The sequence below is a fragment of the Streptomyces cirratus genome (assembly GCF_014650775.1).
Classification (GTDB): Bacteria; Actinomycetota; Actinomycetes; order Streptomycetales; family Streptomycetaceae; genus Streptomyces; species Streptomyces cirratus.
The window spans coordinates 275,011-288,291 of sequence record NZ_BMVP01000007.1; the positions used below are offsets into that span (position 1 = coordinate 275,011).

At 73.0% G+C, this 13,281-nt stretch carries 11 protein-coding genes; 8 read left to right on the forward strand and 3 right to left on the reverse strand.

Features of this window, described 5'->3' with window-relative positions:
- Positions 1-72 precede the first annotated feature (72 nt).
- Positions 73-735 (reverse strand): response regulator, encoded by a 663-nt coding sequence (locus IE207_RS20155; protein WP_190185634.1) that lies wholly within the window; start codon positions 733-735, stop codon positions 73-75.
- Positions 736-1,060: 325 nt separating this feature from the next.
- Here IE207_RS20155 and pdhA point away from each other — a divergent pair, with 325 nt between their 5' ends.
- From pdhA to IE207_RS20175, 4 genes are all read left to right on the forward strand, one after another.
- A complete protein-coding gene (gene pdhA / locus IE207_RS20160) occupies positions 1,061-2,260 on the forward strand; it encodes a pyruvate dehydrogenase (acetyl-transferring) E1 component subunit alpha (RefSeq protein WP_190185635.1) in 1,200 nt (399 codons plus the stop codon).
- 5 nt (positions 2,261-2,265) lie between these two features.
- Complete coding sequence (locus IE207_RS20165; RefSeq protein WP_190185636.1) at positions 2,266-3,246, forward strand: alpha-ketoacid dehydrogenase subunit beta; 981 nt, start codon at positions 2,266-2,268, stop codon at positions 3,244-3,246.
- A 12-nt stretch (positions 3,247-3,258) separates the two neighbouring features.
- Positions 3,259-4,752 carry a dihydrolipoamide acetyltransferase family protein gene (locus IE207_RS20170; RefSeq protein WP_190185637.1) on the forward strand — a complete coding sequence of 498 codons (1,494 nt, stop codon included), beginning with the start codon at positions 3,259-3,261 and terminating at the stop codon, positions 4,750-4,752.
- Between the two features lie 121 nt (positions 4,753-4,873).
- Entirely contained in the window at positions 4,874-5,812 is a 939-nt protein-coding gene (locus tag IE207_RS20175; RefSeq protein ID WP_190185638.1) for a GNAT family N-acetyltransferase, read from the forward strand.
- 116 nt (positions 5,813-5,928) lie between these two features.
- Here the strand turns inward: IE207_RS20175 and IE207_RS20180 are convergent, their stop codons facing one another.
- Positions 5,929-6,345: a PPOX class F420-dependent oxidoreductase gene (locus tag IE207_RS20180; protein WP_190185639.1), complete on the reverse strand. Its 417-nt coding sequence runs from the start codon at positions 6,343-6,345 to the stop codon at positions 5,929-5,931.
- 78 nt (positions 6,346-6,423) lie between these two features.
- The gene (locus IE207_RS20185) at positions 6,424-7,647 is read right to left on the reverse strand and encodes a DUF1266 domain-containing protein (protein ID WP_190185640.1); all 1,224 of its coding nucleotides are present in this window, start codon (positions 7,645-7,647) and stop codon (positions 6,424-6,426) included.
- Between the two features lie 351 nt (positions 7,648-7,998).
- Between IE207_RS20185 and IE207_RS20190 the strand changes: the two genes are divergently transcribed.
- The 4 genes from IE207_RS20190 to IE207_RS20205 all read left to right on the forward strand — a co-directional run bounded on the left by IE207_RS20190 (position 7,999) and on the right by IE207_RS20205 (position 13,235).
- Positions 7,999-9,018 (forward strand): hypothetical protein, encoded by a 1,020-nt coding sequence (locus IE207_RS20190; RefSeq protein WP_190185641.1) that lies wholly within the window; start codon positions 7,999-8,001, stop codon positions 9,016-9,018.
- Positions 9,019-9,224: 206 nt separating this feature from the next.
- Positions 9,225-11,117 carry a C1 family peptidase gene (locus tag IE207_RS20195; protein WP_190185642.1) on the forward strand — a complete coding sequence of 631 codons (1,893 nt, stop codon included), beginning with the start codon at positions 9,225-9,227 and terminating at the stop codon, positions 11,115-11,117.
- 70 nt (positions 11,118-11,187) lie between these two features.
- A complete protein-coding gene (locus IE207_RS20200; RefSeq protein WP_190185643.1) occupies positions 11,188-11,838 on the forward strand; it encodes a GntR family transcriptional regulator in 651 nt (216 codons plus the stop codon).
- Entirely contained in the window at positions 11,835-13,235 is a 1,401-nt protein-coding gene (locus tag IE207_RS20205; RefSeq protein ID WP_190185644.1) for an MFS transporter, read from the forward strand. The genes IE207_RS20200 and IE207_RS20205 overlap by 4 nt, the downstream gene beginning before the upstream one ends.
- Positions 13,236-13,281 lie beyond the last annotated feature (46 nt).

Genomic DNA, 13,281 nt, shown 5'->3' on the forward strand with positions numbered 1-13,281 from the left:
ACGGCGCTCGCGCCGCATCCGTACGCCCTCGCGCCCCGCTCGTGCGCCGGTGGAAGGCGCACGCCTGCGCGGCTAGACGCGCCTCTCCGCCTGGAGGCGCGCCACGTACGCCGCCGCCTGCGAACGCCGCTCCATGCCGAGTTTCGCCAGCAGGCTGGAGACGTAGTTCTTGATGGTCTTCTCCGCCAGGTGCAGCCGCTCGCCGATGACGCGGTTCGTCAGTCCCTCGCCGATCAGGTCCAGGATCTTGCGCTCCTGCTCGGTGAGGTGAGACAGCCGGTCGTCACCCCTGCCGTTGTTGCCGTCGCGCAGCCGTTCCAGTACCCGGGCGGTGGCCACCGGGTCCAGCAGGGACCGGCCCGCCGCTACGTCCCGTACGGCGCTGAGCAGCTCGTTTCCGCGGATGGCTTTCAGTACGTACCCCGAGGCGCCGGCCATGATCGCGTCGAACAGGGCTTCGTCGTCCGCGAACGAGGTCAGCATCAGGCACTTGATGCCCTCGTCCTGCGAGCGCACCTCCCGGCACACCTCAACCCCGCTGCCGTCCGGTAGCCGCACGTCGAGGACAGCGACGTCGGGGCGGGTCGCGGGGATCCGGACCAGCGCGTCGGCGGCCGTTCCCGCCTCGCCCACGATTTCGATGTCGTCTTCCACGGACAGCAGCTCATGCACTCCCCGGCGCACCACTTCGTGGTCGTCCAGGAGGAATACCTTGATTTTACCGTTTTCGGGCACGGAGTCAGTTTCACACACTCACCCCTTCCCTGGCGCAGTTACCCGGGATAACGTGCCGTTGTTCCGGCCCCCTGCAAGGCTGTGACCAGTGGTTGTTCCCGCAACCGCCGATTTACTTGGATATCCAAGCAAAATCGCAGGTCAAACGGGGTTTCGCAGTTATGCGAGGCACTGGGTAACGTGCATTGCGCAGGGCACTCGCCGGGGCACCTGTCACGCCTGAATCCCGTACCTTCCTCGCACCCACCCCGTGCGCGGGTACGCATGCAGGTGAGCCGCACTGGACCCCGGAGAACCCGGGTGCCGGACCGACGGAGGAGCACACGTGACCGTGGAGAGCACTGCCGCGCGCAAGCCGCGACGCAGCAGCGGCACCAAGCGGGCGGCCGGCGCCGAAAGCGCCCGCAAGACCGCCGTTGCCACCGCACAGCCGCACGACGCCGAGCCTCAGCTCGTACAGCTGCTGACGCCCGAGGGAGAACGGGTCGAGAGCGCCGACAGCGCGCAGTTCGCCCCCTACGTCGCCGACATCACCACCGAGGACCTGCGCGGGCTCTACCGCGACATGGTCCTGACCCGCCGTTTCGACGGCGAGGCGACCGCCCTGCAGCGTCAGGGAGAGCTGGGCCTGTGGGCCTCGCTCCTCGGTCAGGAAGCCGCCCAGATCGGCTCCGGCCGGGCCCTGCGCGACGACGACTACGTCTTCCCCACCTACCGTGAACACGGTGTGGCCTGGTGCCGCGGGGTCGACCCGACCAACCTGCTCGGCATGTTCCGCGGCGTGAACCACGGTGGCTGGGACCCGAACACCAACAACTTCCACCTGTACACGATCGTCATCGGATCCCAGACGCTGCACGCGACCGGGTACGCGATGGGCGTGGCCAAGGACGGCGCGGACTCCGCCGTCATCGCCTATTTCGGTGATGGTGCGTCCAGCCAGGGTGACGTCGCCGAGGCGTTCACCTTCTCGGCGGTGTACAACTCCCCGGTCGTGTTCTTCTGCCAGAACAACCAGTGGGCGATCTCCGAGCCCACCGAACGCCAGATGCGGGTGCCGCTCTACCAGCGGGCCCAGGGCTTCGGCTTCCCGGGCGTCCGCGTCGACGGCAACGACGTCCTGGCCTGCCTTGCGGTCACCCGCTGGGCGCTGGAGCGGGCGCGCAACGGCGAGGGTCCGACGCTGGTCGAGGCGTTCACGTACCGCATGGGTGCGCACACCACCTCCGACGACCCGACGAAGTACCGGCGCGACGAGGAGACGGCGGCCTGGGAGGCCAAGGACCCGATCCTGCGCCTCAAGGCCCACCTCCTGGCGACGGGCGGCGCCGACGAGGCGTTCTTCGCGCAGCTGGAGGAGGAGAGCGAGACGCTGGGCAAGCGGGTGCGCGAGGTCGTGCGCTCCATGCCCGACCCGGACACCATGGCGATCTTCGAGAACGTCTACGCGGACGGGCACGCGCTCGTCGACGAGGAGCGCGCACAGTTCGCCGCGTACCTCGCGTCCTTCGAAGGCGGGGAGTGACCACCATGGCCGTACAGAAGCTGACCATCGCCAAGGCGCTCAACGACTCGCTGCGCAAGGCCCTGGAGACCGACCCCAAGGTCCTGATCATGGGTGAGGACGTCGGCAAGCTCGGCGGCGTCTTCCGCATCACCGACGGCCTGCAGAAGGACTTCGGCGAGGAGCGGGTCATCGACACCCCGCTCGCCGAGTCCGGCATCGTCGGCACGGCGATCGGCCTGGCCCTGCGCGGGTACCGGCCCGTCGTGGAGATCCAGTTCGACGGGTTCGTCTTCCCCGCCTACGACCAGATCGTCACGCAGCTCGCGAAGATGCACGCGCGCTCGCTCGGCAAGATCAAGATGCCGGTCGTCATCCGCATCCCGTACGCGGGCGGCATCGGCGCCGTCGAGCACCACAGCGAGTCCCCGGAGACGCTGTTCGCGCACGTCCCGGGCCTCAAGGTGGTCTCGCCGTCGAACGCGAGCGACGCCTACTGGATGCTCCAGCAGGCGATCCTCAGCGACGACCCGGTGATCTTCTTCGAGCCGAAGCGGCGCTACTGGGACAAGGGCGAGGTCGACGTCGACGCGATCCCGGACGCCCTGCACGCCGCCCGCGTGGCACGCGCCGGTACGGACCTCACGCTGGCCGCGTACGGCCCGATGGTGAAGGTCTGCCTGGAGGCGGCGGCCGCGGCGGCCGAGGAGGGCAAGTCGGTGGAGGTCGTCGACCTGCGGTCGATGTCCCCGATCGACTTCGACGGTCTGCAGGCCTCCGTGGAGCGCACCCGGCGACTGGTGATCGTCCACGAGGCGCCGGTGTTCCTGGGCGTGGGCTCGGAGATCGCCGCGCGCATCACGGAGCGGTGCTTCTACCACCTGGAGGCGCCGGTGCTGCGCGTGGGCGGGTTCCACGCCCCGTACCCGCCGGCCCGCCTGGAGGACGAGTACCTGCCGGGCCTGGACAGGGTGCTCGACGCCGTCGACCGCTCGCTGGCGTACTGAGGAGCCACGTTCATGACCATCCGCGAATTCAAGATGCCCGACGTGGGCGAGGGCCTCACCGAGGCCGAGATCCTCAAGTGGTACGTCCAGCCGGGTGACACGGTCACCGACGGGCAGGTCGTCTGCGAGGTGGAGACGGCGAAGGCGGCCGTGGAGCTGCCGATCCCGTTCGACGGGACCGTGCACGCGCTGCTCTTCGAGGAGGGCACCACGGTCGATGTCGGCCAGGTGATCATCTCGGTGCAGACGGAGGGCCCGGCCGCCGAGGCCCCGGCCCAGGAGGTGGCGGCCCCGGCCGCCGCCGCCGAGCCGGCCGCCGAGGCGCGCCAGCCGGTCCTGGTCGGCTACGGCGTGTCCACGGCCTCCACGAAGCGCCGGCCGCGCAAGGCCGTGGCGGGCGCGGGAGCGGGCTCGGTGGCCGCTCCGGCGGCGGCCGCGGCCGCGGCCGTCCCGGCTGCCCCCGCGGTCCCGGCTGCCGCCGCCGTTCCCGCCGTTCCCGCACAGAACGGGACCGCCGCGCTGAACGGCAACGGCAACGGCAACGGCAACGGCAACGGCGCCGTGAAGGGGGGCGACGAGCGTCCGCTGGCCAAGCCGCCCGTCCGCAAGCTCGCCAAGGACCTCGGCATCGACCTGGCTTCGGTGGTCCCCACCGGCGAGGGCGGCGTCGTGACCCGCGAGGACGTGCACGCCGCCGCGGCGGCCGCCGTCGCCCCGCAGACCGCCCCGGCGGCCACCCCGGTCGCCGCGGTCCAGGCCCCGGCCGCCGCGCAGGAACCCGCCCCGGCCCAGGCCGGGGCGACGGATCGCGAGACCCGTATCCCGGTCAAGGGCGTCCGCAAGGTCACCGCCCAGGCCATGGTCGGCTCCGCCTTCACCGCCCCGCACGTCACCGAGTTCATCACGCTCGACGTGACGCGCACGATGAAGCTGGTCCAGCAGCTCAAGGAGGACCCGGACCTCGCCGGTCTGCGGATCAACCCGCTGCTCCTCATCGCCAAGGCCGTCCTCGTGGCCGTCCGCCGCAACCCGGACGTCAACGCGTCCTGGGACGAGGCGGCCCAGGAGATCGTGCTCAAGCACTACGTCAACCTCGGCATCGCCGCGGCCACCCCGCGCGGCCTGATCGTCCCGAACATCAAGGACGCCCACGCCAAGACGCTGCCGGAGCTGTCGACGGCCCTGTCCGAGCTGGTCGCCACGGCCCGCGACGGCAAGACCTCCCCGGCCGACATGCAGAACGGCACGATCACCATCACCAACGTCGGCGTCTTCGGCGTCGACACCGGGACGCCCATCATCAACCCGGGCGAGTCCGCGATCCTCGCGGTCGGCGCGATCAAGCTCCAGCCGTGGGTCCACAAGGGCAAGGTCAAGCCGCGCCAGGTCACCACGCTGGCGCTGTCCTTCGACCACCGTCTGATCGACGGCGAGCTCGGATCCCGCTTCCTGGCCGACATCGCGGCGGTCCTGGAACACCCCCGCCGCCTCGTCACCTGGTCGTAACGGCCGGGAGGACGAACGCGGTGCCGGTGGCCGGGCCCCCCTCGGGGAGCCCGGCCACCGGCCGCCCCGGCCCGGTGAAAATCCCTGGCCGAAGCCGCGCCCCTGCCCGATCATCAGTCGGATGATCTTCCGCGCCGCCACCGCAGACCCCTCGGACGTCGACCGCGCCCTCGCGTACAGCGCCGACGGCCCCGTCGCAGCCCTCGCCGCCGACCGCGTCCGGGAGGAACTGGCCGCGGGCCGGCTGCGCCCCGAGTGGATCTGGTTCGCCGAGGACGAGGGCGGCGAGGTCCTCGCCCGAGCCCTGTGGTGGGGCAGGGAGGACAGCGAGCGCCCCGTCGCGCTCGACTGCCTCCAGGTCCGGGCCGCCGTCACCGATCCGGCCGCCGTCGCCGCCGGTCTGCTCACCGCCGGGCACGCGGCGTTCGGGACCCTCCCCCTCTACAACGCTTCCCTGCCCCTCGATTGGCGCGAGCGCCCCGACTTCGCCGAGGCCGTCGCCTGGCGCCGGGAGGCGGCGCGCAGGGCCGGGCTGACGAGCGGGACCGAGCGCCTGCGCTACGAATGGACCCCGGCCTCCGGGACCGTGGAGCCGACCGGGCGGCTGGTGTTCCGCGAGGGCACGGACGAGGAGTTCGTCGAAGCGTTCGCCCGCGTCTCGGCCGGAAGCCTGGACGTGCACACCCGGACCGAACTGCGCTCCATGGACGCCCGGCAACTCGCCCGCGAAGACGTGGAGTTCTACCGGGACTGCCCCGGCGAACGCTCCTGGTGGCGTCTCGCCGAGCTCCCCGACGGCACGCTCGCCGGGCTGGCCGTTCCCTCCGCGACCCCCTACCACCGCAACGTCGGCTACCTCGGCGTCGTGCCCGCACTGCGCGGAAAGGGCCTGATCGACGAGATCCTCGCGGAGATCACCCGGTTCCACGCGGGCCGGGGCGCCCGCCGCATCACCGCCACCACGGACACCGTCAACGCCCCGATGGCCGCCGCGTTCGACCGCGCCGGATACGAGGTCACGGAGATCCGCCTGGTCCTGGAAAGCCCGTCGCGGGCCTGAGCCGACGGCGGTGGCCTCCGGCCCGGAGGCAGGGGGACGGGGTGCCGATCGCCTCACCGGGCCCGTGTCGGCGCTCCTGTCCGGGGGCGGGCGCTGACCTGCGCCCCGCCACAGCGCTAGCCCGCCTTGGCGGCGTTGCCGAGCACCTTCGTCGGGGTGATGCGCACGATCACCCGTACGTTCTCCGAGGGCGCCTGTGCGTACTCCCGGCCGGCGCCCGGGCCCATGTACTCCTCGGCGATCCGGACGGCGACCGCCCGCCCGGTGTCCTCGGAGACCGAGGCGGTGCCGCGGATCTCCGCGTAGAGGAACGGGTTGGCCAGGTCGAAGACGGTCAGGCCGATCCGCGCGTCCCGGGCGATGTTCCGCTCCTTGCGGCGCCCCTGCTCGGTGGAGACCAGTACGTCGTCGCCGTCCCGCGTCACCCAGACCACCGAACTCTGCGGTCCGCCATCGGGGTTGAGCGTCGTCAGCACGGCCGGGTGCGGCGCGTCCAACAACTTGCGCACGGTGTCGTTCAGCTCAACAGTCATGGCACCCAGGTTAGTTGGGGAAGGCGGCCGTCAACCGGGTTTTACCGGCCGGCGGCGCGACTACCCGAGGTCCGCGCGTCAGCTCCAGGCGATGTTGAGCCACGGGCTTCCCGGGTCGCCCGTCAGCTCGCGGTGCGCGGTCGCCATCTCCTGGTACCAGTGGCCGAATTCCTCCTCGTCGAACTGCATGCAGCGCCCGAGGACGAACCCGGCCGACAGCTCCTCCCAGGACCGGTACGCGAGCCGGCACGCCTTCCCGGCCCGCACCACGACGTCCTCGGCCTCGGCGAGCGTCCCGAAGCGGGCGCCGACGCCCCACCGGGCCATCTGGGAGGCCCGGCCGTAGTCCCACGCCTCCACCGACCGCACGTACTTGCCCTCGCCGAGCACCCCGTCCGCCCGGAACCGCTGCTCGTAGCGGGTGATCCGGCCGATGACCCGCTGGACGCCCGCGATCTCGCCCTCGACCTCGGCGGTCGGACGGGGCTGGGCGACCGTGACGCCGTCGGGGGTCAGCCGGGGCTCGGCGGCCCGCTCGGCGTTGGCGCGCAAGGCCGCCTCGGTGGCGTGCCGCCAGTGCTCGATGTCCACGGGCCCGGCGAACTCCTGGGCCAGCGCCTGGCGTACGCGCAGTGCGAACTCCCACACGGGGCTGACCATGTCGGCCCGCAGCAGCCGTTCGGTGGTGACGAGCCACTCCTCGCGGGTGGTGACGCCCCAGCTGTCGCGGAGCGTCTCGCGCTCCTTGGTGTAGCCCTGGCCGTGGTAGGCCAGGGAGTTCCAGAACATGCCGTTGCGCACGGACAGGTGCGCGCCGCAGGCCAGCCCGAAGGCGACGGGCCCGTGCAGGGGCCCGCCGACGTGGAGGGCGTGGACCTTGCCCTGCTCCAGGCCCACCCGCCGGGTCCGGCGGCCGTCGTGCAGGGCCCAGGTGGCGCGGTGCGCGGGGGAGGCGGGAAGGAGCGTCTCGAAGGGGGTCCCGGGGTTCACGGCCAGGTAGGGGGGCCCGTCGGGCGGGAAACTCTCGCAGAACCACCTGAGGTCGACGCTCTCGAAGACGAGCTCGGGAGTGGGCGCGGGCAGCATCCCCTCCGTGAAGACCACGTACGCCTCGGCGCGCGCCTGGGGCAGGCGGACCCGCTGACGGCGCACCCGGGTGGGGTGGGCGTCCTGGAAGGACCGTTCCTGCGGTACGAAGAGGTCGGCGAGCGCGAGCGCGTCGAAGAACGCCGGCCAGTTTCCGGCGTTCTTGGCTTCTTCCAGCTCGCGTTCTATGGCGCTCGGCGCGGTCCAGGTCCCCATGGGCGAACCCTATCCGTGCGTATCGGACGCCAGTTCGCCCCGTGCCGCCCGTCCGGAGGCCCGGTCCGCGGTCCCGGTGCGGCGGCGTTCGTCGATGGTGAACCCCCCGCTCCGGCCGGTTCGTCACACTGGGTGACGAGGGCGCGTCCATTGGGGTCGTGCGCCGGGGTGATGGGGTTCGGGCAGGTCAGGGAGGTGATTTACGCCGTTGCGCGGCGTGTCGGCGGTGGCGGAGGGGTGGCTCCGGTTGCGCCCCGTGACCGGCTGTCGGTGAGTGGTAGAGGGCATCTCCATCGCCCCGCGACATCCCAGACCGCACGATCAGTCACATCTCTGAACAGGAGAGAGCCGTTGCACCGCATCACCCGCTACTCCGTCCCCGCCGCCCTCTGCGTGACCCTGCTCACCGCCTCCACGGGCATCGCGGCAGCCGTCTCCACGCCCGAGCGCCCCTCCGTCACCTTCGCCGGGCAGACCGTCCCCGGCAGTGAGGCGCTGCTCGCCCAGGCACAGTCGCTCGGCGCCGCCGCCGCCGTGCTCGAACCCGTCACGGACCTGGTCTCGGCGGTGCTGAAGTCGCCGAACGGGAAGGTGTCGGAGGCCGACCTGGCCGCCGTCAGGACCAAGCTGGAGCCCGCGTTCAAGGAACTGCGCCAGAGCCTGCCCGAGTCGGCGGCGCCGCTTCCGGCGCCCGTGCCGGCGAACCCGGCGATGGCGAACCCGGCGATGGCGAACCCGGCGATGGCGAACCCGGCGATGGCGAAGCCCGCCGACCCGCCGGCCGACCCGGCGGCGAAGCCCCCGGTCGCGCAGCCTCCGGTCGCGCAGCCTCCGGTGGCCCAGCCTCCGGTCGCCCAGCCGCCCGTCGCGCAGCCCCCGGCGGCGCAGCCGGCGAAGCCGCCGGTCGCCGAGCCCGCCAAGCCCCCCGTCGCGCAGCCCCCGGCGGCGCAGCCCGTGAAGCCGCCGGTCGCCGAGCCGGCGAAGCCCCCGGTCGCGGAGCCCGTGAAGCCGCCGGTCGCCGAGCCCGCCAACCCGGCGGCCCCCGTGGCGAAGCCGCCGGCCGCCCAGCCGGTGAAGCCGGCCGACCCGGCTGCCAAGCCCCCGGCCGCGCAGCCCGCCAACCCGGCCGCCCCCGCCGTCAAGCTCCCGGCCGTGGCTCCGGTCACCGCCCCCAAGGCCGCTCCCGTCGACAAGGCCGCCGCCGCCGTCGACAAGCTCAAGGCCTCCGTCGACGGCCTGCTCAAGGTCGCCGAGACCGGCAGCGCCTCGGCCGACGCCAAGGCCAAGGCCGACGCGGTCGTGACCGACCTCGGCACCGTCCTCGTCACCCTGGTCAACGGTGCGGGCCAGCAGAAGGCGCCCACTGCCTGAGCGTCTTCCCCAGACCCTGCGTCCCCGGCGACCTTCGCGCGCCGGGGACGCAGCGGTGCCCGCCCCCGTCCCCGCCGGGGCCCGCGCCGTACGACCCCCGTGCCACCGCGCGACCGCGCGACCCCTCTTGACGCCCCCCTGCGCCAGGGAGACGCTCCCGGGTCTCGTCCGCATCCGAACGGGCGATCGCACACTGGGGGGCCGGTATGCCACAGGAGTCCGTGCGGACCGCGGGGGAGCTGCGCGCGCGGCTCGCGGAGCTGGGGGCACGCTGGTCCGTCAGCGAGCACCTCGCCGACGGAGAGCCGCTCCCACGCCCCCGCCTCGGCCTGGACGGCCCGTCGCGCCCGACGACCGCCGCCGAGGTGGGAACCGTCGATCTGCGGGCGCTGGCCGGGCGCGTGAGCGGCAATCCCCGCCTTACCCGGCGCAGGGCGGCGCACGGCCTGCTGCCCGGCACCGGCGGGGCGCAGACCGGTGCGCTGCCCACGGCCGTCGACTGGCGCGAGCGGTGGGGGTGGCGGTGGATCACCCGGGTCAAGGACCAGAACCCGTGCGAGTCCGGCTGGGCCTTCGCGGCGGCCGGTCTGGTGGAGTCCATGGCCCGGATCGAGCACCACGTGTGGGCCTTGCGGTCCGAGGGGGACGTACGCGACGGGCTGCGGCTCACCTGCGGACAGGGCTGCGACCCCGAGACCGCGCTCGACTGGATCCGGGACAACGGCGGCCTCGCCGACCCCGACTGCCGGCCCTACACCGTCCCGCCGCCCGGTCTGCCCGCCGAGCGGCGCGCCGCCTGGGGCTCCGAGTACACACCGAGCTGGGACCGGTCGGGCCGTACGGTACGGATCACCGACTACGTGCGGCTGGGTGACGTCGGGCAGCAGAAGGTGTGGCTGGACACGGTCGGTCCGCTGACCGCCTGCCTCGACGTGTACGACGACTTCTTCGGGCTCGGCTCGGGCGTGTACCACCGTACGAGCGACCGACTGGCGGGCGGACACTGCGTGTTGATCGTCGGCTACGACGACGCCGCGGGCTGCTGGCTCTTCAAGAACTCCTGGGGCACGGCCCACCACAGCGGCGGCTACGGGCGGATCGCGTACGGCGAGGCCCGCATCGACCACTGGGCCAAGTGCGGACTGACCGGCACCAACATCGACCCGTGGAGCAAGCGCCGGCTGCACGCGGGCAACGTCTACGAGAGCGGCAACGGCCGCGCCCACCGCAACTTCGAGCTCGCGGCGGCGACGGGCGACGCGAGCCTGCGGCACTGGTGGCGCGAGGGCGAGGCGCCCTTCGCGTGGACCCCCGCCAAGACCTACGCCAACGACGCCTCGGGCCAGCCCGCCTTCACGGGCACCACCTTCAACCGGAACATGGAGTCCTTGCACGTCACCACCGGCGGCCGACTGCGCCACTGGTACTACGAGCAGTCCGGCGGAGCCTGGCGCGACGGCGGCGCCTTCGGGCCGGGGGACGCGGCGATCGGCTCGACCCCGGCGTTCATCCAGAGCGACTACGGCAAGCCCGGCAACTTCGAGGTGGTGGTCCGCACCGCCGACGGACGTCTGAACCACTGGTGGCGCATCAACGGAGCGCCCTGGACGTGGAACGACGGCGGCCGTTTCGCCTCCGGCATCGCCCATTTCGGGCCCGCGCTCGTCCAGACCCGCTCCCGCCGGCTCGACCTCGTCGCGACGCGCACGGACGGCCGGATGCAGCTGTGGTGGCGCGACGACCGCGACGCGTTCGCCTGGCACGCCGGCGAGGTGTTCGGCAGCGCCATCACCTCGGCGCCCTGCCTGATCGAGGGCCAGTACGGGGCCACCGACGAGGAGACCGCCGGGAACTACGAGCTGTGCGTCGTCGGGCCGGGCGGCCGGGTCGAGCACTGGTGGCGGGGGAACGCGGGCGGTGGTGCCTGGAGCCGGGGCGCGGTCTTCGGGCGGGACGCGTCCGCCGTCACGGGGATGCTCCAGGGCAGCTTCGGATTCGACCTGGAGGTCATCGTCCTGCGCACGGACGGCCTGCTCCAGCACTACCGCCGCGACGACTCGGGTTCCTGGCACGACGGACCGCTGATCGGCCCGGCATGACTGCGGCCGCAGCCGTCCGCATCCTGGACGGCCGGAACCCTTGTACCACTCATGTATCTATCCTGTGCGCATGACTTCCGCGCCCCCGGTCGTGACCGCCGCCGACCGCGTCTACCAGCACGTCAAGCAGGGGGTACTGGGCCGCCGCTACGAGGGCGGCGTGCTCCTCACCGAAGGCGAGGTGGCCGAGGCCGTCGGCGTGTCCCGCACCCCGGTGCGCGAGGCGCTGCTGCGCCTGGAGACCGAGGGGCTGCTCAAGCTGTACCCGAAGAAGGGCGCGCTGGTGCTGCCGGTCTCCGCGCAGGAGATCGCCGACGTCATCGAAACCCGGCTGCTGGTGGAGGAGTTCACCGTCCGCAAGGCCGTGCCCGCCCCGCCCGGCCTGCTGGAGCGGCTCGCCGCCCTCATCGGGGAGCAGCGCCGGCACGCCGCCGACGGGGACCTGGTCGCGCTGATGGCCGCCGACCGGGCCTTCCACGCCGAGATCGTGCGCAACGCCGGGAACCAGATCCTGAGCCGGCTCTACGACCAGCTCCGCGACCGGCAGCTGCGGATGGGCGTGGCCCTGCTGCACGCCCACCCCGAGAGGGTCGAGCGGACGCTGGCCGAGCACACGGAGATCCTGGACGCCCTGCGGGCCGGGGAGCCGCAGACGGCCGCCGCGGCCGTACGGGCGCACGTGGGCCGGGTCGAGGTGCTGGTGCGCGGGGCCGGCCGATGAGCCTGCCCACACCGCCCGCACGACCCACCCGGCCCGCACCGCCCGCACCGTCCGCACCGCCCACCGCGCCCACACCGCCGGCCGCGCCCGCCGAGCCGCCGCGCCTCCCCCCGGATCCGCCCGGCGGGCGCCGGGCCCTGGCCGTCTGGGCGATCGGCGTCGCCGTGTACTTCGTCGCGGTGATCTTCCGTACCAGCCTGGGCGTGGCCGGGCTGGACGCCGCCGACCGCTTCCACGTCAACGCGTCGGCGCTCGCCACCTTCTCCATCCTCCAGCTGCTGGTCTACGCGGGCATGCAGATACCCGTCGGGCTGCTGGTGGACCGGCTCGGAACCAAGCGGGTCCTGACGATGGGGGCGGTGCTGTTCACCGTCGGACAGCTCGGTTTCGCGCTGGCGCCCTCCTACGGGACGGCGCTGGCCGCGCGCGCCCTGCTGGGCTGCGGCGACGCGATGACCTTCATCTCCGTGCTGCGGCTCGGCACGCGCTGGTTCCCGGCGCGGCGGGGGCCGCTGATGGCGCAGCTGGCCGGACTGGTGGGCATGGCGGGCAACCTCGTCTCCACGCTGGTGCTGGCGCCGGTGCTCCACGGGGTCGGCTGGGTGCCGGCCTTCGCGGGCAGTTCCGCGGCGGGTCTCCTCGTCCTGGTGCCGCTGGTGCTGTTCCTGCGGGACCACCCGGAGGGGCACGCGCCGCCGCCCGTGGTGCACGCCGGTGGAGGCGGGTTCGTACGCCGTCAGATCGCCGAGTCCTGGCGGGAGCCGGGAACCCGGCTCGGGCTGTGGGTGCACTTCACGACGCAGTTCCCGGCGATGGTGTTCCTGCTGCTGTGGGGGATGCCGTTCCTGGTCGAGGCGCAGGGGCTGTCGCGGACCACCGCGGGCGGTCTGATGACGCTGATCGTCGTCGCGAACATGGGCTTCGGGCTGTTGTACGGGCAGCTCGTCGGTCGCCGTCAGGGAGCGCGGATCCCGTTGGCGCTGGGCACGGTCGCGGCGACCGCCGCGCTGTGGGGCGCGGTGCTGGCCTACCCGGGCGAGCGGGCGCCGATGTGGCTGCTGACCGCGCTGTGCGTGGTGCTGGGGACCTGCGGACCGGCCTCGATGATCGGCTTCGACTTCGCCCGCCCGGCCAACCCCTCCGAACGTCAGGGGACGGCTTCGGGCATCACCAACATGGGTGGTTTCCTCGCGTCCATGACGACGCTGCTCGCGGTGGGCCTCCTGCTCGACGCCACCGGCGGCGACTACCGGATCGCCTTCTCGTCGGTCTTCTTCCTGGAGGTGCTCGGCGTCACCCGGATACTGCGGCTGCGCCCCGCCGCCCTGGCCCGCGAACGTCTCCCGCTCCCGGCGCGGGACGCGGGCCCCGCGGCCCCGGCCCGCGCCCGTACGTAGGACCCGCGCCCGTACGCAGGACCCGCGCCCGTACGCAGGGCCCGCG

Bases quoted from the DNA above. Each gene is read 5' to 3' on its own strand.
- IE207_RS20165 (WP_190185636.1), top strand. From the start codon at position 2,266: ATGGCCGTACAGAAGCTGACCATCGCCAAGGCGCTCAACGACTCGCTG.
- IE207_RS20170 (WP_190185637.1), top strand. From the start codon at position 3,259: ATGACCATCCGCGAATTCAAGATGCCCGACGTGGGCGAGGGCCTCACC.
- IE207_RS20175 (WP_190185638.1), top strand. From the start codon at position 4,874: ATGATCTTCCGCGCCGCCACCGCAGACCCCTCGGACGTCGACCGCGCC.
- IE207_RS20180 (WP_190185639.1), bottom strand. From the start codon at position 6,345: ATGACTGTTGAGCTGAACGACACCGTGCGCAAGTTGTTGGACGCGCCG.
- IE207_RS20185 (WP_190185640.1), bottom strand. From the start codon at position 7,647: ATGGGGACCTGGACCGCGCCGAGCGCCATAGAACGCGAGCTGGAAGAA.
- IE207_RS20195 (WP_190185642.1), top strand. From the start codon at position 9,225: ATGCCACAGGAGTCCGTGCGGACCGCGGGGGAGCTGCGCGCGCGGCTC.
- IE207_RS20200 (WP_190185643.1), top strand. From the start codon at position 11,188: ATGACTTCCGCGCCCCCGGTCGTGACCGCCGCCGACCGCGTCTACCAG.
- IE207_RS20205 (WP_190185644.1), top strand. From the start codon at position 11,835: ATGAGCCTGCCCACACCGCCCGCACGACCCACCCGGCCCGCACCGCCC.